Genomic DNA, 23,734 nt, shown 5'->3' on the forward strand with positions numbered 1-23,734 from the left:
TTTGCTGGCATTTTTGTATTGATTGATTGATTGAGTTACTATTTATAGTATACCCTATTTAAATGCGCAACAGCTTACCCAAGTCCATAGACATGGAAAAATGGAGAAAGGGCAGCAGGGATATAAGTGTCCTTGCTGTTGTGGTAAAACTTTCCCCGAACACTTTGACAGTCTCTACTATGGTCGTCATTTAACAAAGAGAGGAAGTTCATACCATCCTTCAAGCTCATGGAGAGGGAAGTAGCCTTCGGGGAATTAGCCGTATCAGTGGCAGAGACTACGGGACGGTAGTTTCCCTTCTTTAAGCCCACATTCCGCAGATATTCAGAATTTATGTTAGAACTCGCCTACGCCGTAATTCATGGAGTAGAAGTTATACCAAATCCGCCTTCAAAATCTCCGATCGGACTCGGCGGTTTTAACCTATCCTCTACAAAGGAATTCCACTCCCAGCGGACTAATAAATAAAGGGGGTATTTAAGCCGGATTTGGTATTAGAGGAGAAACAGGAAACTACACAATACAACGTGTTAAATTTAACTCCAATCAGGCTGCTTAGCATTTCGTTACATAAAGGTGATTTTTCCCACCTACCTACTTAGTGCGTCAGATTGTGAGTTTTTCTCAAAAAACTCACAATCTGAGAACTGACGCACGCCTGAATAAATGGTGCGGAGCGAATTAGATTTTTGATGCGGAATTGAGAATTACCTTTCCTAACGCACCCTACCGCTCACTGTTTGTTAGGTGCGTCGATCGCTCGATTGTCCATATTTTTTTGATGACTTTTCTGTGACGACGCACCCTACGACGACTACTTCATCTCATAGCCAAACAAATTCGGATCGACCTCACCCAAATTCAAATCAGCCAAACCATACTCAGCCCAACGCCGCTGAACCATCGCCACCATATCAGGATCGGACTCCAAAGGTTTCCCCCATTCGTGATCCGTTTCCGGCGGCATCTTCGTAGTAGCATCAATCCCCATTCTGCCGCCCAAACCAATCTTTTCGCTGGCAAAATCCAAACTGTCAAACGGCGTATTCGGCAAAATAAAAACGTCTCGAACTGGGTCAACTTTAGAACTAATTGCCCAGACTACTTGACGCGGGTCGCGAATGTTGATACTTTTATCGACAACAATCACAAACTTAGTGTAAGTAAACTGCGGCAACGCACTCCAAAATGCTAAAGCAGCCCTGCGCGCTTGACCGGGATAAGCTTTATCTATCGAAATAATTGCTGCTTTGTAACTCAGCGCTTCCATTGGTAAGAAGAAATCGACAATTTCTGATACTTGCTGCCGCAAAATAGGGGTATAAATGCGGTTCAGCGCGATCGCCATCATAGCTTCTTCTTTCGGCGGCCGCCCGCTAAATGTGGTCAGATAAATCGGATCTTTCCGGTGCGTCATGCAGTTGAATCGCACCAGTGGCGAATCTTCCACACCGCCGTAATAACCCATGTGATCGCCAAAAGGCCCGTCGGGCAGAACTTCACCGGGGGTAATCGTTCCTTCTAACACGATTTCCGAGTCCGCCGGTACTTCTAAATCTACTGTTTTGCACTTCGCCAACTGCACGCCGGAACCGCCGTAAAGTCCCGCAAATAACCATTCTGACAAGTCAACCGGAATCGGTGTCGCAGCAGCGAGAATAATCAGCGGGTCAACTCCCAGGGCGATCGCAACTTCCAACTTTTTACCAGCCTGCGCCGCTTTCCGCAAGTGCCGCGCGCCGCCCCGGACAGATAGCCAGTGGACAGTCATCGTGTTTTTTGACTGCAACTGCAACCGATAAACCCCCACATTCGGCGTGCCGGTTTCGCAATCCTTGGTAATTACCAAACCCAAGGTGATAATTTTGCCCGCATCTCCCGGATAGGGGCGAATCATCGGGATTTTGTTCAAATCGACGCCTTCTCCTTCAAATACCACTTGCTGGCAAGCTGGGAAGAAGTCGCGGCCTGGTTTGGCTTTCACTACGTCGAACAGGACTTTGCCGAATTCTATGGCTTGGGAAATCTTTTTCGGCGGTTTGGGCTGTTGTAGCATACCTAATTTTTTGCCGAGCTCTTCAAGTTCGATCGGCTTTTCCATGTTCAGGGCCCAGCAAACCCGCTGTTCCGTGCCCAACAGATTAATCGCCACGGGGAACTCTGCCCCTTTGACGTTTTCAAACAGCAATCCGGGGCCGCCTTTTACCAGCATTTGGTTGGAAATTTCGGCAATTTCTAGGTCGGAATCGACTAAAGCGGTGATCCGGCGCAGTTGTCCCCGGTCTTCTAGCAGTTTGAGGAAGCCTCGCAAGTCTCTAGCCATTTTTTTTAAGAATTGTTAACGTTCTTTTGTTATTATGAGGCGATCGACCACCCTAAGTTAGGCTACGATCGTCAGTTAATGAAAAATCCCCGACGCTCCCCCGATCGATTTCGCAAAAGAGGTCGTTCCTGTGGCAGGCAGTTTTATTCGTCCCAAGCTCGCCGCCAACAATTGTTTGAGCCTTTGCCGCCGTCTAACAGTGGGTGCGCCGAAAGTACGATCGCCCCAGAAACAGCCGTAAAGTGCGATCAGGGAATTGCGATTTTATTGCTAGATGCAGAAAACTTGAAACTCGACATTAATACGGAAAAGTTTTTAGCCAGTCTGTGCAGCTATCCCCTGCAAGTTAAGATTGCTTTTGCTAACTGGAAAAACCCGCTAGGGGGCAAGCTAGATGCTGAACTTTACGATCGCGGTTACGAACTAATTCACGCTCCGGGCGGTTCTAACAGCGCTGACGGTAAAATGATTGCCTTTGGTGCTGCTATTTTATACCGCTATCCTGCTGTCCGACAAGTTTTTGTTGGTTCTTCGGACAGTTTGTTAAATCACCTCTGCAATCAACTGCAAAATCAGGGATTGACTGTCTTTCGGGTACGCAGTCAAAATGCTGTGTTGTCTGTAGAAAATCATCTGACTGGGGAGAGCAAGCACTATTCTTGCAAAGAGGAAGTGGAACTCCCTACTTTTGCAGAACTGGCTAATAAAATTGGCGATTTGCTGAAGGCAGAAAACCAATCTATCGAGGAGCGGATAGCTTGGTTTTCTAGTGTTACTCAACTTTTTCAAGAGCGCCGCGCAATCGAATTCAATCCTATAAATTCCCCCAATCTAGGAGGATTTTCGTCAGCCCAAAACGAAATTACTGCCGCAGAAGAACCCGCAAGTTCTCTTCCCCTCGCTCAAATTTTTCAACATCAGAACTTGCCAGAAACTTTACCTGCTAATTCAATTGCTATTGATTCGCTGGATGATTTAGAAAAGATACTTTTCGAGATGATTGAGGCGACGAGAGTTGAGTCGGGAGAGGATGCTATTTCTGTGGCAAAACTCAAGAAAAAAGTTTTCAAGACATATGACTGCCATGCCGATTTAATTGTCAAACATTTTTTGGCTAATTCCAGTTTGATCAAATTTTTGCAGTCGCGAGCTTCGGTTTTCAAACTAACATTAAATGGCAGCGAACATCAAGTAGCGATAGCTGAAAAAGATGCGCCGTCAAAAACTGACTCTCCGGCAGCGCTGAAAGCATCTGAGCAAAAATTGTGAGAGCTTTAACCGCTCAATCTCCCGGCAACTTTATTCCGATTCCCCACGTAGCCAGCGAATTAAACAAGCAATACGGTCAACCAATTACTAAAAAACTGAAAGCGCTCAAATTAGACAGCCCATTTCCCGATTTTTTGCAGTCGTGCCCAACATTTAAAGTGCAGAAGAAAGGTAAGGGGTATCAAGTGGCGATCGCCCCAAGCTCATCTTTTTAATCTAATTAGGACTTAGACACGGGGATAGGGAATCGGGTTTGTGTACGAAAAAACTTGATTGTGAACCGCAGATTTAGTAAAAAACCCGGTTTCTTCGGCCAGGAGTAAGTAAGTCCTGCTAATGTTAACTATAGATTAAAGAAAGGTTATCGTTTGTGCAGCCATTGCTTAATCATTAAAAGCTTAATCTATTCTTAACCATAATTTAAAACAAGCTTATCATTTCCCCTGTTTTTACTTAGGATTTCAGTCTATCCTATGGAAGAGATTTGTAAAGTCTGCTATTAATACTAAGGACGAGGAGTTATGGTTTTCTTCACTAAAGGCTGGCGACGTGGCTTTATTGTTTCGCTAGCAGTAGCAGCATTGTCGCTAAGTTTGATTACTTCGGCTGTAGCTGCGGTAACATTAAACGGTTCGGGAGCAACTTTTCCTAAACCTTTGTACGATCGCTACTTCTCTCAGATGAGAAGTGCAAATCAAATTACTGTAAACTACGAAGGCACTGGCTCCGGCGCTGGTATCAAAGCATTAATTTCAGGTACTGTGGATTTCGCTGGTAGCGACGCGCTGATGACTGCTGCACAAATCTCTCAGGTAAAGCGCGGTGTCATGGCAATTCCGACTGCTGGCGGCGCGGTTGCAGTTGTCTACAACTTGCCCGGAGTCAACAATGTCAAGCTGAGTGCCGATGCCATGAAGGGCATTTTTGAAGGCAAGATTACCCGCTGGAATGATGCGAAAATAGCAGGGATTGCCGGACAAGCTAAAAACTTGCCAAATACTGCAATTCGAGTAGTTGTGCGGGCAGACAGCAGCGGTACAACCTTTATTTTTGCTAACCACTTGCAGGCGATCGGCAGCAGCATCAAAGGTGCCGCTCAACCGAGTTGGCCCGGTAGCCCTCTCAGCGGTCAAGGAAACGCTGGCGTAGCTGGTTTGGTGAGACAAACAGCGGGTGCAGTTGGCTACGTTCAAGATACTTACGCTCGACAAAACAAGCTCCAAACAGCGTTTATTCAAAATAAAGCTGGTCGGTTTGTAGACGCTAACTTGGCAGAAGCCGAAAAAGCTTTAGCAGGGGAAACATTCCCGGCAGACTTCCGCTTGGTTGAAGGAAATCCTAATGATGGATATCCGATCGTTGGCTTGACTTGGCTGTTAATCTACAAAGAGTATCCTACTGCAAAAGCAGATGCTATTAAAAAGATGGTGAATTGGGTGATGACCACAGGTCAAGGTCTCAACAAACAACTAGAGTTTACCTCGATTCCCCAAGGCACAGCTCAAAAGGTGATTCAAACAGTGAATCAGAGTGTAGTTGCTAAAGGTTAATTCAAAAATTTTTCAGGGAGTTGAGTAGGTGAGCACAAAAAAGATAGTATTTGGTAGGGGCGGGTTTAGCTAAGAAGCTCTGATACAAGCGAGTATATAAATGCAAAACCCGCCCTCCCCATGTCAGATTTATTTGTTATCACCTACTTATGAGTTTTGAGTTAAATGTATGACGAAAAACTCATAAATTTCAGGGGCTTTGGTGCGCACTGCGCACCCTACAATATCGTTTAAGGGTCTTTGGTGCGTAATTCGCACCCTACTAGCTAGTTTCAGGGTAAGGTGCATAACAAGCACCTTACAAGCTAGTCTCTCAAGCACATATTTCGCTTTTTACGCCATAACTTGGTATGACCAATTCTTCAAAGAAACCGAAAAAATCGACTCGGAAGCTTGCTGAAATCAACACGCACGTAGACTTGACTGATACTGCTGGCGAAGGTTTATGGCTGGAGTCGGGATTTACAGTATTTGTATGGGCTTTTGCCTTAGCGACGGCGGGCACACTGTTCTGGATGAGCTGGATAATTTTCAAGGATGCTTGGCCCGCGATTAGCAAGTTTGGACTAGGGTTTTTGTGGAATACCAAATGGGATATCGGGGAGTTGCAGTTTGGGGCTCTACCTTTTATTTACGGTACAGTAGTTAGTTCTGCGATCGCCATTATCATCGCAATTCCTCTAGGACTTTCAGTCGCTCTCGTTACCAGCGAGAACTTTTTGCCGAGTTGGGTGCGATCGCCCTTGGGATTCATGGTTGAATTAATCTCAGCCATTCCCAGCGTCATCGTTGGCCTGTGGGGAATCTTCGTATTAATTCCCTTTCTGCTACCTTTACAGCAGTCGCTGTTCAACAATTTTAGTTGGTTTCCCCTATTCAGCAGCGAACCCTTTGGGCCGGGAATGCTACCCGCCGGGATACTTTTATCGATTATGATTTTGCCGACAGTCGCCGCCATCAGCCGCGATGTCTTGATGTCAGTGCCAGTAGATTTGCGAAGTGCTTCCATGTCCCTCGGTGCCACCCGCTGGGAAACCATATTTAAGCTGTTATTGCCAGCAGCAAGTTCGGGAATTATCGGAGCGACTATCTTAGCATTGGGACGCGCATTGGGCGAAACAATGGCAGTCACAATGGTAATTGGCAACTCGATTCAAATCAACCAATCCATATTAGCTCCAGGGTACTCAATTCCCGCCGTTTTGGCAAGTCAATTTCGGGAAGCTCAAGAAGAACTGCACATCGGTTCTTTAATGTATTTAGCGCTAATTTTATTTGTGATCACCCTATTAGTGAACGCAGTAGCAGTCTTGCTAGTTCAGCTAATCGGCGTTAAGGGAGCTAAGAATTAATCATGACTCAAACACAAAATTCAAACAGTATTCTGGATACGGAAATCTACAAACCCCTGTCACTGAGCCGCAATTTTTTCAGCCAGGGAATGACAGTTATTGCTTTCGCTCTCACAGCTCTTGCCCTGCTGCCTTTGTTCGCTATTTTGTACAAAATATTGGGCGAAGGACTGACACATTTGAGCTGGGAAGTGCTAGTATCTCTGCCCGCACCCGTCGGAGTTGAAGACCAGCCCAACGGCTTTGCAAATGCGATTTTCGGCACTGCTTTAATGGTAGGAATTGCCACATTATTTAGCGTACCAATCGGCGTGATGACGGGAATATTTCTGTCAGAATTTGGGAGAGAAAATAAGGCGATAGCGAATACCATCCGCTTTATCACCGTCATTCTCAGCAGCGTTCCCTCAATTGTTGTCGGCGTGTTTGCTTACGCCCTAATTGTAGTTACAACTAAGGCATTCTCAGGATTGGCCGGCGGTTTCGCTCTCGGCATTATCATGCTGCCCGTTGTGGCCCTGACAACAGAACAAGCATTAAAATTAGTGCCTGCTTCTTACCGCCTCGCTTCTGCTGGTTTGGGAGGCGGACGCTTTCAAACTATTTTTAGGATTATTATTCCCTCAGCACTCCCGACAATTACCACAGGCATTTTACTAGCAGCTTCCCGCGCCGCCGGCGAAACTGCACCCCTAATCGTAACTGCCTTGTCGAGCCAATTTTGGCCTCCTTTAGTTGAGAAACTGGGCGAGATAGTTCAGTCTCCCGTCGGCGCAGAAACCATCGCAAAAATCCAAGAAATTCCACAGACATTGCTGACTCCGACTCCTTCGATGTCAGTATTAATATACAGTTACGCCAGCTCTCCTTACAAGGAGCAGAACGAATTGGCCTGGACTGCTGCTTCTGTCCTTTTGGGAATGGTTTTGGTGACCAGCTTGGCTTCCCGCGCCGTCACTCGCAAACGCTTGCAAAATCGGTAAATTGCTGGTGAAGGAAGTTCGGCAACGGATTCTGTAACGGATTTAACGGATTGATGTGAGACAAGATTGCATTCATTCTATTTCCTATCTTGAAATTATCTGCCTTAATCTGTGTTTATCTGCCTTAAATCTGCGGTTTGTGTATCAATATATCCGTGATTTAAGAAATGAGTGCATAGCTAGAACGTCTAACTAAATAAGGTCATCGGGTAATCTTCTGCCTCTAAAAATCTACTACCAACACTAGAACAACTGCAAATCATGACACCCAAAAGTAACTTAAAGAGTGAAAAATATAGCGACAATTTCCTAGAAGACGCAACTCCTGAAATCGACCCCAATGCAATGCCAGCATTGCGGGTTCAGGACTTGAGTTTCTCCTACGGAACTCACAAAGTGCTCGAAAATTTGTCGATGAATATCCCTCACCCGCAAGTGACCGCGATTATCGGCCCTTCAGGTTGTGGCAAATCAACGTTTCTTAAAGCTCTCAATCGCATCGGCGAATTGGAAGGAAAAGTTCAAATCAAAGGCACGGTTGAGTTTTTTGGACAGGATATTTACAGTCCGAAAGTCAATATTAATAGTTTGCGCCGCCAAATGGGCATGGTGTTTCAAAGGCCGAATCCTTTTCCGCTGAGCATCTACGATAATATTGCTTACGGAGTACGAATTTTTGGTCGCAAAAGCAAAGCAGAATTAGATGAAATTGTGGAATCTGCCCTGAAAAGTGCGGCGCTTTGGGATGAGGTGAAAGACAATTTGAAGAAGTCGGCGCAGGGGATTTCGGGCGGACAGCAGCAGCGGCTTTGTATTGCTCGTGCTTTGGCGGTGAAGCCGAAAATTTTGCTGATGGATGAACCTTGTTCTGCTCTCGACCCGATTTCTACTATGAAGATTGAGGAGTTGTTTCAGACTCTGCGGCAGCAGTTGACTGTGGTGATTGTCACGCACAATATGCAGCAGGCGGCTCGTGTTTCTGATTATACGGCTTTCTTTAATACTGATGAAAGTCGCATCGGTCGCATGGTGGAATTTGGGCCGACTAGCCGGATTTTTACTTCTGCAAGTAATTCGAGTACGAGGGATTACATTCAAGGTCGTTTTGGTTAATATTTAGTCGCAATCCCACCGTGACATCAGAAACCGGGTTTCTACGGGATTTGGCGTTTAGTAACGACAAATATAGCCTTTCTCAGAAAGATGAGGTACGCTTCCGGCATAGGGCATAGGGCATAGGGCATAGGGCATAGGGCATGAGGCTCTCCTCACTTTTTTGAGAACCGCTATATACGAAGAAACCCGGTTTCTCGCCCCCCACCGTGAGCACAGAAACCGGGTTTCTACGAGATTTGAGGTTGAGTAGCGACAAATATAGGAAGAAACCCGGTTTCTCGCCCCCCCATGCAAAGCACAGAAACCGGGTTTCTACGAGATTTGAGGTTGAGTAGCGACAAATATACGAAGAAACCCGGTTTCTCGCCCCCCCATGCGAGCATCCCGATCGCATATAATTCCAATGTTACCGTATTTGAGATCAGTCATTACTGCGAACAATTTTTATATGTCTCCCCCACTTTTAAAGCGAGAATTGGGTGTTTTCGGTGCAACTCTCATGGGCTTGGGCTCGATTGTGGGCACGGGCGTGTTTGTGAGTATCGGAATTGCTGCGGAAATTGCGGGGCCGGGAGTTATTTGGGCTGTGGCTGTGGCGGCTTTGGTTGCTGTCTGCAACGGCCTTAACAGCGCTCAGTTGGCGGCGAGTCACCCTGTTAGCGGCGGTACTTATGAATATGGTTACAAATATCTCAATCCTTGGCTGGGTTTTACTGCCGGCTGGATGTTTCTTTTAGCTAAAACGGCTTCTGCTGCTACTGCTGCTTTGGGTTTTGCGGGGTATTTTTTAAATGCAGTTGGTGTAGCCGATCGCACTTACCTAATCCTAACAGCTTTAATCGCCCTCGCCGCCCTAACTTTAATTGTGTTGACCGGAATCAGGCGATCGAATATCATCAATACTGCCATAGTCTCAGTTACACTCTTATCTCTGACTGTCTTTATTGCTGTCGGTTTGCCAGAGGTAAACTGGGAAATGCCCACGCTACAGCATGATAGCTCGATCGGCTCCATCCTCCACGCCAGCGCCCTAATGTTTGTCGCTTACACCGGTTACGGCCGCATCGCCACCATGAGCGAGGAAGTGCGGGAACCACAAGAAACTATTCCGAAAGCCATAATTTTAACTTTAGTCCTGACAATGGTGCTTTACGTGGCGGTAGCAATAGTTGTCGCCGGCGCGGGGGGAGCCGATAAATTGTCTTTGCAAACAGGCGGCACGGCTGCACCTTTGGAAGTCATCGCCCGCAGTTTCCGAATTCCCGGAGTTTCGCAACTGCTAGCCGTCGGCGCAATTACTGCCATGCTGGGAGTCTTGCTGAACTTAATTTTAGGGCTGTCGCGCGTCTGGCTGGCGATGGGGCGGCGGTTGGATATGCCGAGAGTCTTGGCGCGGCTGAATCCTGCGGGGACAACGCCTTATGTGGCTGTCGTGTTTGTCGAAATTACGATCGCACTTGTAATCCTCATCGGCGATGTCAAAACCACTTGGTCGTTTAGTGCTTTTAGTGTTTTGATCTACTACGCTATCACCAACGCAGCCGCGCTGCAACTTTCTCCCGCCGAAAGGCTTTATCCCCAGTGGTTGGCTTGGGTAGGTTTGGCTTCCTGTCTGTTTCTGGCTTTCTGGGTGGAGAGGCAAATTTGGCTGACAGGGCTGGCGTTAATTGCCGCCGGTTTAATTTGGCGGGCGATGATCGTCCGACAGTCACAGAGAAACTAACATTATGATAGATTTGGGTTTAAAACCCCGTCCTTCGCTTGACGGCTTTTCTTGGATTCCAAACATCTTACAGAATAAATGCTATAGTGTAAGACATGACACAGAAAGCATTCAAGTACCGATTCTATCCAACGCCCGAACAGGAATCCCTGTTGAGGCGGACAATGGGTTGCACCCGTCTTGTCTATAATCGTGCCCTTGCCCTGAGGACAGAAGCATGGTATTCACTGCAAAAGCGAGTCGGATACGCTGAAACTTCTGCAATGCTGACTGAATGGAAAAAAGAAGATACTCTCACTTTTCTAACAGAAGTGAGCAGCGTTCCACTTCAACAGGGATTGCGACACCTCCAAACAGCATTTACCAACTTCTTTGCAGGTAGGGCAAAATACCCGAACTTCAAGAAAAAGCATCATGGTGGCAGTGCAGAGTTTACCTCATCCGCTTTTCGCTGGAAAGATGGTCAAGTCTACCTGGCTAAATGCGTTGAACCACTGGCTATTCGTTGGAGTAGGTTGCTGCCTCAAGGCATACAGCCATCCACTGTGACAGTGAAACTATCGCCGGCTGGTAGATGGAGTGTTTCTCTGTTGGTAGATGTCGAGATTGAAACATTACCTGAGTCTCCTAATCAAGTTGGGATTGACCTGGGTATTACAAGCTTGATTGCATTGAGTACGGGCGAGAAGATTGCTAACCCTAAAGCTTTTAAAGCTAAACGCCGCAAGTTGCGTAAAGCGCAGAAGGCTTTGAGCCGTAAGCAGAAAGGCTCGAACAACCGATACAAAGCCCGTTTGAAAGTCGCTAAAGTCTATGCTGAAATTAGCGACGCTCGTCAGGATTTTATTCACAAGTTAACGACTCGATTAGTGCGTGAAAACCAAACCATTGCTGTCGAAGATTTGGCTGTGAAGAATCTGATGAAAAACCACAAACTTGCTCTGGCAATTAGTGACGGTAGTTGGGGGGAACTGGTCAGGCAACTTGAATATAAGTGTGATTGGTATGGTCGCACTTTGGTCAAGATTGACCGATGGTTTCCTAGCTCTAAGCGTTGTGGGCATTGCGGTCATATTGTTGACAAGTTGCCTCTAAATATCAGAGAGTGGGATTGTCCCAAATGTGGGGCGAACCATGACCGTGATATTAATGCCGCGAATAATATTTTGGCGGCAGGGCTTGCCGTGTCAGTCTGTGGAGCGAATGTAAGACCCGACAGAAATACTTCTGAAGGGCAGTTGCGAAGAAGCAGAAAATCTAAGAAGTGATTCTTAGAATCCCCCCGGTACGGCCGAGGAGTATGTCAAGATAGATTGAGACACCATCCGCATTGTAGAGGGCCATGCCCGATCTAACTCCCTTGCTGACGACTCAAGAATCAGTCGCATTCAGCGCCATCAGTCGCTATATCGCTCAAACACTAATTTCCATTCAGCAACAGCACCCCGAATGGATAGCTGAAAAATATAGGAAAACCCCCTGGGGTCAACCTGATTTTCAGTCAGTTTTGATTGGAAAATTGACCAAAAGTTTTAGAGTAGCCAGCGATACAGATTCCCTGCTGCTGACGGCCAAAAAATATCTCCAAATTCTGCTGATTCCCGAATTCATTAATTCACCTCAATTCAGCAAATTATTGGCCAAAATTCAGCAGCTAGCCGCACCCCAAACACCACCAGCCCAATCACAAAACTCTGTTTCCTCAAAACCTCCAACTCCAACAGCCAATCAAACAACCCCCCTTCCTGCCGGCATTGCTATCTTGCTGCTAGATGTTGAAAACTTGCAACTCAACATCGAAACCGAAAAATTCCTAGAGGGAATCTCCCACTATCCCATCCAAATCAAAGTAGCCTTTGCCAACTGGCGCAGCATGGGCAAAAAAGACGCCGAATTTCACCAGCGCGGCTATCAACTGATTCACGTCCCCCCCGGCAAAGACAGCGCCGACTTGAAAATGGCGACTGTTGGCGCATCGATTTTCGTACATTATCCCACAGCCAAGGAGATTTTTGTCTGTTCGTCCGATCGCGCCCTCACCCACCTCAGCAACACACTGCAAGCCCACGGACTAACAGTCTTTCAAGTCCGCAAGCAAATAGATAAAATTATAGTTTTAAACAGCAAAACAGGTCAAGTGGAAACCCATTCCCTGGTAACAGTACCGGAAATTACACCTGTAGAACAATTAGTTATTCAGCTCAAAGAATTAATCAAAAAAGAGCAACAACGCACATCAGCTCAATGGATAAAACTTTCTACAGTTTCAGCTTTATTTAGGGAAAATTACGGTTTAGTCCTCAATGAAATTGTTGCAACTCATTTCCTAGGCACTAAAACCCGGGATATCTTTATCAAATATCCAACCGAGTTTGTCCTCCACAAACCCTCAGAAACTTCTCAAAGTTATGTCACTCTCTTTGAAATCAAATTGTCGCCCCCACCGCCAATACTGAGCAAAGAAAATCTCACTAACACCCCGGCAGCACCTGCGACATTAACAGACATCAATTCTCTGGAAGACTTGGAAAGAGCTCTAGTCAAAATAGTTAGCGACTTAACCGGCAACTCTCGTGATAATTCTGTATTTCTCTCCAACGTAGGCAGCGAATTTCACAGACAATACGGCAAACAAATTACCCAAATAATTAAGGAATTTAATCTCGGTAGAAAGTTTCCTAAATTTTTGCAATCCTGCACTTCTCTCCACCTCAAAAAAGCCGAAAAAGGCTGGCAAGTTTCTCTAAATTAATTATAAATTAAACAGCAATTCTCAAATAGGTAATGGGTAATTGCGAATTGGTAATGAGTAATTGGTAATAGGCTGGCGAGTACCTCACGAAAGTTTAGAACCGCTATACTTCGCTGTCGCTCCCCATGACCAATGACCAATGACCAATGACCAATGACCAATGACCAATGACCAATGACCAATGACCAATTACTAGCAACTTGAGTTATCATACAATCGGGACGTAAAGAAATGTAAAGCGATATGCAAGACAAAGTTGTAGTTGTAGTGGGTGCGACTGGTGGCATCGGTTCAGCAGTAGCCCGCAAACTCGCCGATGCGGGTGCGACGCTAGTGCTCGCCGCCAGAGACAGCAGTAAATTAGACGCTTTAGCAAGCGAACTTTCGACAACAGAGGTACTGTGCGTACCGACAGACATCACCGATTTGCCGCAAGTCGAGACGCTGATGCAAAAAGCTGCGGGGCATTTCGGACAAATTGATGCCCTCGTAAACGCTGCCGGTGCGGGAATTCTCAAGCAGTGGAACAAATTAGAACCCGCTGATTTAGATGCGATGCTTGACTTGAACTTGAAAGGCAGTTTTTACACATCTCAAGCAGCCGCAAATGTGATGAAAGACCGTAAATCTGGCCACATCTGCAATGTCATCGGAATTTTGGGCAAGCATTCGATGGCGATGGGAACGGCTTATTGCGCTTCAAAGTTTGGGGTAGTTGGTTTCAGCAAGTGCATGGCAGATGAGCTGCGACGCTACGGCATTAAATTTACGCTATTCTATTTTGGTGGGGTGGATTCTCCGTTTTGGGATAATGTGAGTTTGAAGGTAGACCGCTCAAAAATGCTGAGTACCGAAACTGCTGCAAATGCAATTATGTTTGCTCTTTCTTCTGACCCGCAAGCTGTGCCATTAGAAATTAATATTCAGCCAGAAAGTCATTTGTTCTTTTAGTGGTTTGCAGGGTGCGCAATGCGCACCGATTGAGTCCATACTAGGTAGCACGTCAACCATTTTTTGAACCCAGAACTGTTGGCGAAGGCCTCACCACAAAACTCAAGTCATCCCAGACACCGCGTTTCTTTTAAGTGCCGATGTATTTCTGCCTTCAGAGGGAGCTAGGATATTCAATTTTTGGGTTATGATTAAACGAGTATACAAAAAATTAATGAAAAATCTCCATTCCTCAGTCTCTCCCTTGCAGTTTAGCCCTGAAAATCAGCCAATTTTCAATTGTTCACGTTCCATTTTCAATTATTGATTATGGAGTTCGATCGCATTCAATTTTACGTTGAAAATGCTAAAGTATCCCGCGACTGGTTTGTCAGCCACTTAGGCTTTCAATCAATAGCAGGTTACGCCAACAGCCACACTCGCACTGAAGTTGTCAGCAGTGGCAATGTCTGTTTTGTGTTATCTTCGCCCCTGACACCAGCCAGTCCGGCTGCTAGTTGGTTGAAGTTTCATCCTGCCGGGATTGCGGATGTGGGTTTTAGGGTAAAAAATATTGAATTAGCGGTGGCTAGAGCGCAGGCGGCAGGCGCTAAAATTCTGGAACCGATTCAAGAAGACCTAACAACAGCAGGCTGTTTTAAGCGGGCAAAAATCTCTGGCTGGGGAGATTTAAGCCACACGCTTGTTGAGGGAATTGGCGAGAATTTGGTGATCCCCACTTCTGGTAAGCAGCCGCTGTTTAGGCTCATCGACCACGTAGTGTTAAATGTTGAATCTGGCGATTTGTCAAGTGCTGTTAGTTGGTATCAAAAAATATTCGGTTTTCAACCGCAGCAAAATTTTGATATTCAGACTGAGAAGTCGGCTTTGCGGAGTCAAGTTATGGTGCACGCTGAAGGTGGGGTGCAATTCCCGATTAATGAACCGGCATCGGCTAATTCTCAAATTCAAGAGTTTTTGAGTGCAAATCGAGGGCCGGGTATTCAGCACATGGCTTTGCAAACTAATAATATTGTGCAAGTTGTTGGAGAGTTGCGATCGCGCGGTTTGCCTTTTCTGCCAGTTCCTCCAACATATTACTCCGAATTGCGGCCGCGACAAAAGTATTTGCCCGCAGATTGGCAAGAAATTGCAGCTTCGGAAGTTTTGGCAGATTGGCAAGAAGATACTCCCGCTGCGATGCTGCTGCAAATCTTTACCCAGCCAATTTTTGCAGAACCGACTTTCTTTTTCGAGATTATTGAGCGCCGAGTTACTTTAGTTAACGGCAAACAGGTGCAAGCAGGAGGTTTTGGGGCTGGAAATTTTCGAGCTTTGTTTGAGGCCATTGAACGGGAACAAATGAAGCGGGGAAGTTTGACCGATGATTGATAAAAATTCCACTTTTTAGGTCATGCCGCCTTGTTGATAAGCACTGCGATATCCTTCCACCCATAGGCAATTTCTTTGAGTAGAACTCCTGCCCTGCTTGTCTGTTCTTCGTCCACTTTTTCACCTCCTAAAAATACATAAAACTGGCAGGCTGAATTGTCTCCCAGTACCCAAACCAGCATCGAATTTAAACTCAATTCTGCCAATTTTGTGGCAACTGCTCGCACGAGTTGCTGTCCGATTCCTTGACGCTGATATTCCTCCAATATATAGATGGCAAATAATTCTCCTTGATAAATATATTTGCCCGTGCGCTCGCAACCGCCCGCAGCAAAACCCACAATTTGTCCCGAGTCATTCTCAGCAACGCAGACAAAACCCCCAGTATTTTTGACGTTTGCCAGGATTTCTTGCCAACTGCTTTCTCGTTTTTGATATGACTGTTGCGCCAGGTAATCTGGCGGTACAATTTTTCGGTAAGCTGTCCGCCAAGTGTCTACGTTAACCCGTGCAATTGCAGGTGCGTCAGCGATTTTAGCTTCTCTCACAATCATCATAAAATACTCCTTTCCCGCTCTGAAATTCTCTCTTCGAGTCTAGGTAAACTATCCGATCACGCCCTTCTAGTTTAGCTTGATACAGCGCGCGATCGGCCTCCCCAATCAACCACTCCACAGATAGTTCAGGAGCGGGCACAGCACTAGCTACGCCCATACTCGCCGTCAGGGACTCACTTATCTTTGAACCTTCGTGGGGAATTGCCATAGCATTCAAATCCCTGCGAATTAATTCAGCTACCCGCTGGGTTCCCCTGGCATCAGTCCCGGACAAAATTACCGCAAATTCTTCGCCACCGTAGCGGGCTGCTAAATCGCCTCCCCGGTGAGCATTTCTGTCTAAAATTTCAGCCACTTTTTTGAGACATTCGTCGCCTCCTTGATGCCCGTAGCGATCGTTGTAAAGTTTAAAAAAATCGATATCTAGTAAAATCAAAGATAGTGGCTCTTTCTCTCTAGCCATCCGCTGCCATTCCGATTGCAATGTTTTGTCAAAACAGCGGCGGTTAGCAATCTGAGTCAAACCGTCCACAGATGCCAGTCTGTGCAATGCCTGATTAGCAGCTTCTAACTCTAATTTAGTCTGTTCTAAAGCTAAATTTTGCTGAGCTAATTTTTCACTTTGTTGTTTTTCTTGCTCGTACAAAAACCGGATGGAAGCTTCAGCTTCTTGCAATTCTTGCTCCGCATATTTGCGCTTGACAAACTGCCCTAATTGGGAACCGATCGCCGCCATCATTTGAAGCAAGTCTTCATCCGACGGCTGTTTTTCCCGGCAGAAAAAAGTCATTACCCCTACAACTTGACCGCTAGCGCGAATCGGGAAACCGAAAGCCGATCGCAATCCTGCTTTAGAGGCTAAGTGCGATCGTACAAAATTGCGATCCTTAAGAAGATCCGTAATCCACTGCGGATAACCGGTGTTCCAAACTATTCCCGGCAAACCCGCACCAGGCTCTAGACTAATCTGCTGGCAATTTTCCACAAACTCCCCAACTTCACTCCCCCGCCGCCAAACTCCCACTCGGAGCAACAAAGGTATATCTTCAACATTACTATCTGGTACAGTCAACAAAAATGGTACTCGTTCGCGCGTATATTCCGCATCAAATTTAGTCTCTTTTCCATCCATAGGCGTCCAAAGTTCGCCGATATCCCACCCCAAACTTTCACAAATAGCTTGCATAATTTTCGGAGTGGCGCTTTCTAAAGAACCCGATTCTGACATGATGCGAGCTACCGCATACTGTGCTGCTTGACGCTTTTTTGTCCGCTGTTCCTCGGTGATATCCCTGCCCACATAGACAAAATTTTGTATGGTTTTGTTGTCTGAGTGCTGGCTTTCTATGCTTGTCTCGATAGTAGAGCAGGAAAATGCAACTGTCAGCTTTGAACCTTTTTTAGTTGTACAAGCTACTTTTACTTGATGCCAAGATTCATTTTTAAGTTCAGGAGGTAGCTGGCTAACTTGACGCAATAATTCCTCGTCAGTCGTAATCATTGAGATTGGTTGACCGATTAATTCTGATTCTGTATATCCAAATAATAGTTGGGTAGATTTATTCACTTTTTTGATTTTTCCCGCTTCCGTTGTCACCAATAAAATATCATTAATAGAGTTAAGGATTTTATCAATATAATCTCGATCGCTCACCAAGTAATCAACTTTAATACTGTTTTCGTTTGCTGCCTGAACCATACTTTGCTGAAGCGCAGTAGTGTCTGTTACGTCTTCGCATAAAACAATCAATCTCTCAGGCTTCAGGTGATCTTTCTGAGCAAAAAAATATAAATCTAGATACAAATAAGAGCCATTAGTTAAAATTCTTGTTACTGATTTCAATTGAAAAATTGGCTGTCGTTGTTCAAGAATATCGTCGAGGAGTTCTTCAATTCCGATCAGTTCTGGAAAACTATCGCGCACATCTTTGCCTTTTTCGACCCCATCAGGAATGTCGGCAAACTCTTGCACGTTTAAGGATGTTTCTTGAATCTTCAGTTCTCGATCGACTGCGAGGTATTCAATTCGACGTAGGGATAACAATTTTTCAAGAAAATTGTTAATAGTTTTGGGGCTGATTTGTAAGCTTAATTTTGGCAGCATTTCGTTGTTATAGAACATGAACTTTACAGGTTAGCAGTTAAAGTTAGTTGTTATTTGATGCCTATTTTGCCTGAGAATTGTTATACTGGCAGATGCCAGCAATTGTTACCGCTGGCTAATTTGTCGAAACAGTAAACTTTTGATTCTCCAAGCAGTTTCTTTCCCTATTTTGAAAATCGGAGAACATATTAATTTGACCCACTTTTCTTGAGTAAGCGCGGTCAAAATTTGTCTCGATTGAGGCTTAAATTTATTAACAATATGTAGCGGTTTGCACTATTTGTGCTGCACATTTTAAATTGTAGATTCCCTGATATTGGTTACAACCGCTACAGTTGATGATCGGCACAGTTGAATTTAACTGTTTTCTTTAATTAGCACCATTCCTATAGACTTTACCTTCTGTGGGTAGTTGTGTCAAGTTTTGTAAATAGACTCTGACGTTTAAGTGATATAATCGCTAACAATTTGTATAAAATATTAAAAATACTCTGTTCAATGCTGAGACTTATTACCGACTTTGATGGCCCAATCATGGACGTGTCCGATCGCTACTACCGAGTTTACCAGCAGTGTCTGGCCGAGACTCAACGTGAAGGCGAACCAGTGCGCGAACTCTCAAAATCCGAGTTTTGGGACATGAAGCGGGCGCGGGTTCCCGAAACCGAAATCGGCATCCTCTCAGGATTAGACGCAGCCCAAGCCGTCGAATTTGCCCGCAAACGCCGTCAAACTGTCCACACTCTCCCGTTCCTGATGTACGATCGACCAGTTCCCAGCGCCGTGGAAACGCTCGAAAAGGTGCAGCGCGCTGGAGTAGACTTAGCGGTGATGACTATGCGCCGGGTCAGGGAATTAGACGAAGCCTTCAACCGCTGCAATTTAGGGCATTTTTTCCCAGAAAACCGTCGCTATTGCCTCCCCAACGATTACCTCAAAACCGGGGATGTTAAAGATAAGCCCCTGCTGATGGCAAGAGCTCTCGCCGAACTGCCGCCGGCTTCTGAGGTTTGGATGGTGGGGGATACCGAGGCGGATATTATTGCAGCAAAAACGCACGGTGTCAAGGTTATTGGTGTTTTGTGCGGAATTCGCGATCGCACCCAACTAGAAATGCACCAACCGGATTTAATTGCTAACAATTTGAGCCAAGCAGTTGAGATTATTTTAGTTAATAGTCATTAGTCAGTTGTCAGTTGTCAGTTGTCAGTTGTCAACAGTCATCAATCATTAGTAAACAGTCATTAGTTATTGGTAATTGTTAATTGGTAATTAGTAATTGGTAATTGGTAACAATCAACTAACTACTAACACCTAAAAACTACGAACCAACCAATAACAATTAATCAATAACAATAATTAACCACTGCCAACTGTCAACTGTCAACTGTCAACTGACAACTGACTATCGCAGAAAACCGCTGACCAGCCACAGAATTAAAAACGTAAACAAAGCGATAAATTTCTCTGTTGTGATAAATGGCGTAGCCGTACTGAGCAAAGGGCCCAAAAGACCTCCCAGCACCAAGCCTATAACCAAGCCAGCCACAGTTAGCAGCACAGCCCGACCAAATTTTTGTTCCTTGCGATTAACAAAATAAAGACAAGAGCCGACCCCAAGAGCCAGAGTCAATTGCAGTAAAGAATCATTAGCCGCCGGATAAATACTCAGCCCGCCTAACCCCGCATAAACTCCAGCCGGCCACAAAATGTCCGATCGACTAGGAGTATCGATCAGCCGCTGCAACCAAGCTGGGCTTCCCGAAGGAGGAGACGGAGTAAAGCTGGCGGGTGCGGGAGTCAGCCGCTCGGGAAAGCGGATGCGTTCGGGGACTTTAATTTTACCTTCCTGTCGCTGCCGCAGACGATCCATGAGGATCGCGTCGTAAGCAGCTTCGATGGATTCCAAACGTTTCTTGTCACCGCTGTACTGCTCGGCCTTGCGCGTGCGGGCCTCTTGCACTTCATCAAAGGAAGCATCTTCATCGACTTCAAGCAGTTGATAGGGAGTTGGCTCACTCATTGTAATAACCCGCTGAACACTCTTGTTATAGGGCAATCTTAACAAAAGAGGAAAGCGGGGCGGGGGCTCTGCCGCTTTCCCAAAAGTTTTGCTGCTAGTTTTTAGTGTTTTAAGACAGGAACCAGCAAACCTTACGAAGATAAAAATAATTCGGCATTCGGCATTCGGAAATAAAAAATTATGAATCCCAAAGATGTTTATTTTTACCTTTGCTGTCTCAAATTTTACCGAATGCTGAATGCCTTCAGCAGAGACTTGTCCCGCAGGCGCTCACAATTCCCGACCACTGGACTTTTTTAAGTCGATCGCGGCGGTAGGAAAAAAAGCGAGCCGAGTCAGAATAAGTACAGAAAGGAGCGATCGCCACTTGAGAACGATCGATTCCCAACTGTTGCAATTGCAGAGCATTGCAGAGGCGAACATCCAAGCGTACTTTTCCCGGTTCTGGATCGGTCAAAACAGGCGATTCGGGGAGTTGGTGCAAAAACTCTAAAATGCCGTCTGCTGTCGCACTAACGGCACTCTTGGGAGCAATCGTGGCTCCGAGTTCCGCTGCCACTTCCACAGATACCTGGTAAACCTCTCGAGCGATCGCCGGCCCCATAGCAATCTTCAGATTTTCTAGTTGACTGCCGACGGCCACAAGTTGAGCGATCGCCTCTGGTAATATCTTAGCAGCAGTCCCGCGCCAACCCGCATGAACTGCCGCCACCAGTCCCGTACCACTATCAGCAATCAGCACCGGCACGCAGTCAGCCGAGCAAACCCACAGCGCCTCCAACGGACGCTGGGCTACCAAGCCATCGGCATCCGCATAGGTTGGGGTAGCAGTTTCCGGGCCCGGAGCCACAACCGGGTGCAACTGAGTGGTGTTGAGTACCGCATTGCCGTGTACCTGTTGGAGACGGTAAACCGGAGATCCGGGTGCGAGAACTTCCGTCAGCTCGATCGGCCCAGAGGGCGAAAAATCGCGAGTAAAAAAGCCGTGAGACCACGGAGAAAGCAAGCTGCAAGTCAGATAGGGTAAGCCTTCGGCACTTTGCTGCCACTGCCAACTGATACCGTCAGGTTGTGCGGGGCGTTCAGAGTCAGGAAAATTTGTCAAGCGATCGCCAGCTACAGTCATGAAACTTATCCTTCCCCAAGCGCATCATTTAGCTTGTATTTTAAACAATCAACAATTTTGCCAGCCAAGTTTAAAAGTCCGATCGGCTGTAATCAAAAAATCGGGATTCCTCGGCGGTTAACGGCGGCGGACACTGCCGAATTTTTCTATAACCCGAGAGAGGGGGAGATGATTTGACCTCTTGCAAAAGTCCTTTTAATAATCAAATTTTTGGACGGGCTCTCCCGCCCATCCCACAATCAAAAAAAAATGTGGGATGGGCGGGAGAGCCCGTCCTAGGTATTTTTGCAAGAGGTCTATTTGACTGTGAAGCGGAATAGTTCATTGAAATATACAATTTAAATGCAGTCCAGGTTAATTAACAGACAGGAACGCCAAAGCGCTATTATCAGTGTGGCCGTCACAGGCAAGTTGTGCGATCGGGATCGCAAAAACCAAGGTATCGATCGCCAATCGACGCAGTAGCATCATGTGCTAGTTCCACGCACTAAAAAAAATTGCCACCAGCCCGGTAAAATCATTTAGGGCTGTATAAAGACAAGGATTGCCATACATTCGATCCTGACTTCGATCTCCTTGCGCCCCCTGTTGAGTTGGGAAAAAAACATCGTGAAACCAGTTCCAGACAAGCAAATAACAGCCCATTTGAACACCAAACAGCAAAAAAATCACCCCACAGGCGCCCGGACTCGATCGCGCCTTTTGTCCGAACGCTCACTGCTGGTGGGACTGGGTTGCCTTGCCAGTCTGGGACTGCTCAGCAAAGGCATAGTGTGGGCCCAAAGCGAAACACCCCCAGCAGAACAAGCCGTCCCCGGCGCAGCAGACCTCCAGCCATTATTTGAAGCTCCTCTGGCGCCTCCGGAACCCGCAGCCCGCCAATGGCAGCCAGAACCAGACCCTGCACCGCAGGCAGAAGTTCCGGCCCAGGAGCCAGAGTACGCCACCGAACCACCTCCGGCCCAATATTATCTGCCAGAGCCAGCGCTGATGCCCCTGCCAGAAGCGACGGCCCAGGAGCCACCTTTTGAAGCGCCAGTTAACCCAGCCCACGCAGAAACCGACCAAACAGACTACAGCGCTGGCGCTACCAGCGGCTACGAAGCGCCGACAACAATAGAGTTTGCAGAACGATCGACCGGCTGCCAAGGTTCCGTATCATCAGGACAAGGAGTAGGCGGTTTATGCGGGCCTGCTGCTGTTTCCGAGCCAGTGACGGCAGAAGCAGCCCCTCCCAGCTACAGCCCGGAAACTCCGATCGCCGACAGCTCCTATATTGCACCGCCTCCGGCTCGAAATCTGCCAGCGGGCATACCCAGCAACAATCCAGAGAGCCTTCCGAGCAATATTCGCCCAACAGTTGCCGGAAATAATAGCGTCCATGTCGTCGGCAAAGTCGGTCAAGCCGTTCAACAAATAGGCAACCAGCTTTGGGGACAGGGAAACCCGCAATCAGCCGATCCACGCCCAGGATACTCCGCAGACACCGGATACTCGGCTAATCCCGGATACTCAGCAGACACTGGATACCCTGGAGGCGGTGGATACTCCGTTAACCCTGCATCTTACGGCGGCTCAGCTCCACCGCCCAGCATGGGACTCGGGCCAGTGCAAGTCGGTGCGATTAGTGTCAGCAGCGGCAGCAATACAGGTTTTGCTTACTACAATCTCACGCCGCGTCCTTTAGGAATGCCCGGGAATGGCAACAGCAGGCTGCTGTTTCCCCTATCTATTGCTGCGGAAATTACTTCGCCGTTTGGGTGGCGGACTCATCCAGTTAGCGGCTACGGCAGGTTTCACACCGGAACAGACTTGGGGGCTCCGATGGGAACGCCCGTACTGGCCGCCTATGCGGGTCAAGTGGCGATCGCCGATTGGTTGGGCGGCTACGGTTTGACAGTGGTTCTCAACCACAAAAAAGAGTCTCAAGAAACGCTCTACGGACACCTTTCGGAACTGTTTGTCAAGCCCGGAGAGTTTGTCAAACAGGGTGATACGATCGGCCGCGTTGGTAGTACAGGAATGTCTACAGGGCCTCACCTCCACTTCGAGATCCGGCAAATGACTGACCAGGGTTGGGTGGCGATCGACCCCGGTGCTCAGCTAGAATTCGCTGTAGCCAAAATGCTCGGCACTTTGGAGACTGCCAAAATACCCCAAATGCCGAAAATCGTGGAAACACTAAGCGCTAGGGGACTCAAGGATTTGGAAAACGATCTGCCCCAGCTTCCACCTCTGCCCCTGGGAATGGACATCGAAGTTCACAACCTCCAGCCGCCATTCCCAGAACTGCTAAAACCTGACATTTCTAAACTCAAAGCTTCCGAAGCTGTCAAACCGAAAATTCAGAAGCAAGCTAGCAGGTAAAAATTGGGGATTACCTAAACAACGAGATCCATTAAATAGGTTGGCAGTGAGGAATTTAGTGTTCGCTACCAACCTATTTATTAATTGTAATTAACCGAATATGATATGATTTGTAGTTACCAGCAAAAGACTGGTAATGTGGAAAAATAAATAAAAATTGGTAACTT

General features: G+C 46.7%; 20 protein-coding genes. 15 read left to right on the forward strand and 5 right to left on the reverse strand.

The genetic code is table 11. From position 1 onward, the window contains the following. The first annotated feature begins 333 nt into the window (after nucleotides 1-333). The gene (locus QUB68_RS05635; protein WP_332990184.1) at nucleotides 334-468 is read left to right on the forward strand and encodes a hypothetical protein; all 135 of its coding nucleotides are present in this window, start codon (nucleotides 334-336) and stop codon (nucleotides 466-468) included. Between the two features lie 346 nt (nucleotides 469-814). Here QUB68_RS05635 and QUB68_RS05640 read toward each other — a convergent pair whose 3' ends face one another. Further along, on the reverse strand, nucleotides 815-2,323 hold the full coding sequence (locus QUB68_RS05640) for a UbiD family decarboxylase (RefSeq protein ID WP_332990186.1): 1,509 nt from the start codon (nucleotides 2,321-2,323) through the stop codon (nucleotides 815-817). A gap of 12 nt (nucleotides 2,324-2,335) precedes the next feature. On the opposite strand from QUB68_RS05640, the gene QUB68_RS05645 reads away from it, so the two are divergent. The 11 genes from QUB68_RS05645 (at nucleotide 2,336) to hppD (ending at nucleotide 15,390) form a co-directional block, all read left to right on the forward strand. After that, nucleotides 2,336-3,592 (forward strand): NYN domain-containing protein, encoded by a 1,257-nt coding sequence (locus tag QUB68_RS05645; protein ID WP_332990188.1) that lies wholly within the window; start codon nucleotides 2,336-2,338, stop codon nucleotides 3,590-3,592. After that, the gene (locus QUB68_RS05650) at nucleotides 3,589-3,807 is read left to right on the forward strand and encodes a hypothetical protein (RefSeq protein ID WP_332990191.1); all 219 of its coding nucleotides are present in this window, start codon (nucleotides 3,589-3,591) and stop codon (nucleotides 3,805-3,807) included. The genes QUB68_RS05645 and QUB68_RS05650 overlap by 4 nt, the downstream gene beginning before the upstream one ends. 306 nt (nucleotides 3,808-4,113) lie before the next feature. Then, complete coding sequence (gene pstS / locus QUB68_RS05655) at nucleotides 4,114-5,142, forward strand: phosphate ABC transporter substrate-binding protein PstS (RefSeq protein ID WP_332990193.1); 1,029 nt, start codon at nucleotides 4,114-4,116, stop codon at nucleotides 5,140-5,142. 350 nt (nucleotides 5,143-5,492) lie between these two features. Further along, complete coding sequence (gene pstC / locus QUB68_RS05660) at nucleotides 5,493-6,494, forward strand: phosphate ABC transporter permease subunit PstC (protein WP_332990195.1); 1,002 nt, start codon at nucleotides 5,493-5,495, stop codon at nucleotides 6,492-6,494. A 2-nt stretch (nucleotides 6,495-6,496) separates the two neighbouring features. Beyond that, nucleotides 6,497-7,477, forward strand: a complete 981-nt coding sequence (pstA, locus tag QUB68_RS05665; RefSeq protein ID WP_332990197.1) for a phosphate ABC transporter permease PstA — start codon at nucleotides 6,497-6,499, stop codon at nucleotides 7,475-7,477. 261 nt (nucleotides 7,478-7,738) lie between these two features. After that, nucleotides 7,739-8,590, forward strand: coding sequence for a phosphate ABC transporter ATP-binding protein PstB (pstB, locus tag QUB68_RS05670; RefSeq protein ID WP_332990199.1), 852 nt, complete (start codon nucleotides 7,739-7,741; stop codon nucleotides 8,588-8,590). Nucleotides 8,591-9,041: 451 nt separating this feature from the next. Next, nucleotides 9,042-10,316, forward strand: a complete 1,275-nt coding sequence (locus QUB68_RS05675) for an APC family permease (RefSeq protein WP_332990200.1) — start codon at nucleotides 9,042-9,044, stop codon at nucleotides 10,314-10,316. A 95-nt stretch (nucleotides 10,317-10,411) separates the two neighbouring features. After that, entirely contained in the window at nucleotides 10,412-11,584 is a 1,173-nt protein-coding gene (locus tag QUB68_RS05680; protein WP_332990201.1) for an RNA-guided endonuclease InsQ/TnpB family protein, read from the forward strand. Nucleotides 11,585-11,658: 74 nt separating this feature from the next. Then, nucleotides 11,659-13,068 carry an NYN domain-containing protein gene (locus QUB68_RS05685; protein WP_332990202.1) on the forward strand — a complete coding sequence of 470 codons (1,410 nt, stop codon included), beginning with the start codon at nucleotides 11,659-11,661 and terminating at the stop codon, nucleotides 13,066-13,068. A gap of 243 nt (nucleotides 13,069-13,311) precedes the next feature. After that, nucleotides 13,312-14,019, forward strand: a complete 708-nt coding sequence (locus QUB68_RS05690; RefSeq protein ID WP_332990204.1) for an SDR family oxidoreductase — start codon at nucleotides 13,312-13,314, stop codon at nucleotides 14,017-14,019. A 309-nt stretch (nucleotides 14,020-14,328) separates the two neighbouring features. Next, complete coding sequence (gene hppD / locus QUB68_RS05695) at nucleotides 14,329-15,390, forward strand: 4-hydroxyphenylpyruvate dioxygenase (RefSeq protein WP_332990206.1); 1,062 nt, start codon at nucleotides 14,329-14,331, stop codon at nucleotides 15,388-15,390. 20 nt (nucleotides 15,391-15,410) lie between these two features. On the opposite strand, the gene QUB68_RS05700 is transcribed toward hppD, so the two are convergent. Both QUB68_RS05700 and QUB68_RS05705 read right to left on the reverse strand, forming a co-directional pair. Beyond that, nucleotides 15,411-15,947: a GNAT family N-acetyltransferase gene (locus tag QUB68_RS05700; RefSeq protein ID WP_332990209.1), complete on the reverse strand. Its 537-nt coding sequence runs from the start codon at nucleotides 15,945-15,947 to the stop codon at nucleotides 15,411-15,413. After that, nucleotides 15,925-18,069 carry a diguanylate cyclase domain-containing protein gene (locus QUB68_RS05705; protein WP_332990211.1) on the reverse strand — a complete coding sequence of 715 codons (2,145 nt, stop codon included), beginning with the start codon at nucleotides 18,067-18,069 and terminating at the stop codon, nucleotides 15,925-15,927. The genes QUB68_RS05700 and QUB68_RS05705 overlap by 23 nt, the downstream gene beginning before the upstream one ends. A gap of 480 nt (nucleotides 18,070-18,549) precedes the next feature. Between QUB68_RS05705 and QUB68_RS05710 the strand changes: the two genes are divergently transcribed. Further along, the gene (locus QUB68_RS05710; RefSeq protein ID WP_332990213.1) at nucleotides 18,550-19,236 is read left to right on the forward strand and encodes an HAD family hydrolase; all 687 of its coding nucleotides are present in this window, start codon (nucleotides 18,550-18,552) and stop codon (nucleotides 19,234-19,236) included. Between the two features lie 220 nt (nucleotides 19,237-19,456). Here the strand turns inward: QUB68_RS05710 and QUB68_RS05715 are convergent, their stop codons facing one another. Together QUB68_RS05715 and pgeF are read right to left on the reverse strand one after the other, a co-directional pair. Continuing rightward, nucleotides 19,457-20,074, reverse strand: a complete 618-nt coding sequence (locus QUB68_RS05715; RefSeq protein WP_332990216.1) for a CPP1-like family protein — start codon at nucleotides 20,072-20,074, stop codon at nucleotides 19,457-19,459. Nucleotides 20,075-20,318: 244 nt separating this feature from the next. After that, on the reverse strand, nucleotides 20,319-21,200 hold the full coding sequence (pgeF, locus tag QUB68_RS05720) for a peptidoglycan editing factor PgeF (RefSeq protein ID WP_332990218.1): 882 nt from the start codon (nucleotides 21,198-21,200) through the stop codon (nucleotides 20,319-20,321). Between the two features lie 342 nt (nucleotides 21,201-21,542). On the opposite strand from pgeF, the gene QUB68_RS05725 reads away from it, so the two are divergent. After that, nucleotides 21,543-21,665, forward strand: coding sequence for a hypothetical protein (locus QUB68_RS05725; protein ID WP_332990220.1), 123 nt, complete (start codon nucleotides 21,543-21,545; stop codon nucleotides 21,663-21,665). A 144-nt stretch (nucleotides 21,666-21,809) separates the two neighbouring features. Further along, the gene (locus QUB68_RS05730; RefSeq protein ID WP_332990222.1) at nucleotides 21,810-23,567 is read left to right on the forward strand and encodes a M23 family metallopeptidase; all 1,758 of its coding nucleotides are present in this window, start codon (nucleotides 21,810-21,812) and stop codon (nucleotides 23,565-23,567) included. Nucleotides 23,568-23,734: the final 167 nt, after the last annotated feature.

The sequence above is a fragment of the Microcoleus sp. A006_D1 genome (assembly GCF_036702805.1).
Taxonomy (GTDB): Bacteria; Cyanobacteriota; Cyanobacteriia; order Cyanobacteriales; family Microcoleaceae; genus Microcoleus.

Bases quoted from the DNA above. Each gene is read 5' to 3' on its own strand.
- QUB68_RS05680 (WP_332990201.1), top strand. From the start codon at position 10,412: ATGACACAGAAAGCATTCAAGTACCGATTCTATCCAACGCCCGAACAG.
- hppD (WP_332990206.1), top strand. From the start codon at position 14,329: ATGGAGTTCGATCGCATTCAATTTTACGTTGAAAATGCTAAAGTATCC.
- QUB68_RS05700 (WP_332990209.1), bottom strand. From the start codon at position 15,947: ATGATGATTGTGAGAGAAGCTAAAATCGCTGACGCACCTGCAATTGCA.
- pstS (WP_332990193.1), top strand. From the start codon at position 4,114: ATGGTTTTCTTCACTAAAGGCTGGCGACGTGGCTTTATTGTTTCGCTA.
- pstC (WP_332990195.1), top strand. From the start codon at position 5,493: ATGACCAATTCTTCAAAGAAACCGAAAAAATCGACTCGGAAGCTTGCT.
- QUB68_RS05715 (WP_332990216.1), bottom strand. From the start codon at position 20,074: ATGAGTGAGCCAACTCCCTATCAACTGCTTGAAGTCGATGAAGATGCT.
- QUB68_RS05635 (WP_332990184.1), top strand. From the start codon at position 334: ATGTTAGAACTCGCCTACGCCGTAATTCATGGAGTAGAAGTTATACCA.
- pstB (WP_332990199.1), top strand. From the start codon at position 7,739: ATGACACCCAAAAGTAACTTAAAGAGTGAAAAATATAGCGACAATTTC.
- pstA (WP_332990197.1), top strand. From the start codon at position 6,497: ATGACTCAAACACAAAATTCAAACAGTATTCTGGATACGGAAATCTAC.
- QUB68_RS05685 (WP_332990202.1), top strand. From the start codon at position 11,659: ATGCCCGATCTAACTCCCTTGCTGACGACTCAAGAATCAGTCGCATTC.
- QUB68_RS05710 (WP_332990213.1), top strand. From the start codon at position 18,550: ATGCTGAGACTTATTACCGACTTTGATGGCCCAATCATGGACGTGTCC.
- pgeF (WP_332990218.1), bottom strand. From the start codon at position 21,200: ATGACTGTAGCTGGCGATCGCTTGACAAATTTTCCTGACTCTGAACGC.
- QUB68_RS05725 (WP_332990220.1), top strand. From the start codon at position 21,543: ATGCAGTCCAGGTTAATTAACAGACAGGAACGCCAAAGCGCTATTATC.
- QUB68_RS05675 (WP_332990200.1), top strand. From the start codon at position 9,042: ATGTCTCCCCCACTTTTAAAGCGAGAATTGGGTGTTTTCGGTGCAACT.
- QUB68_RS05640 (WP_332990186.1), bottom strand. From the start codon at position 2,323: ATGGCTAGAGACTTGCGAGGCTTCCTCAAACTGCTAGAAGACCGGGGA.
- QUB68_RS05690 (WP_332990204.1), top strand. From the start codon at position 13,312: ATGCAAGACAAAGTTGTAGTTGTAGTGGGTGCGACTGGTGGCATCGGT.
- QUB68_RS05705 (WP_332990211.1), bottom strand. From the start codon at position 18,069: ATGTTCTATAACAACGAAATGCTGCCAAAATTAAGCTTACAAATCAGC.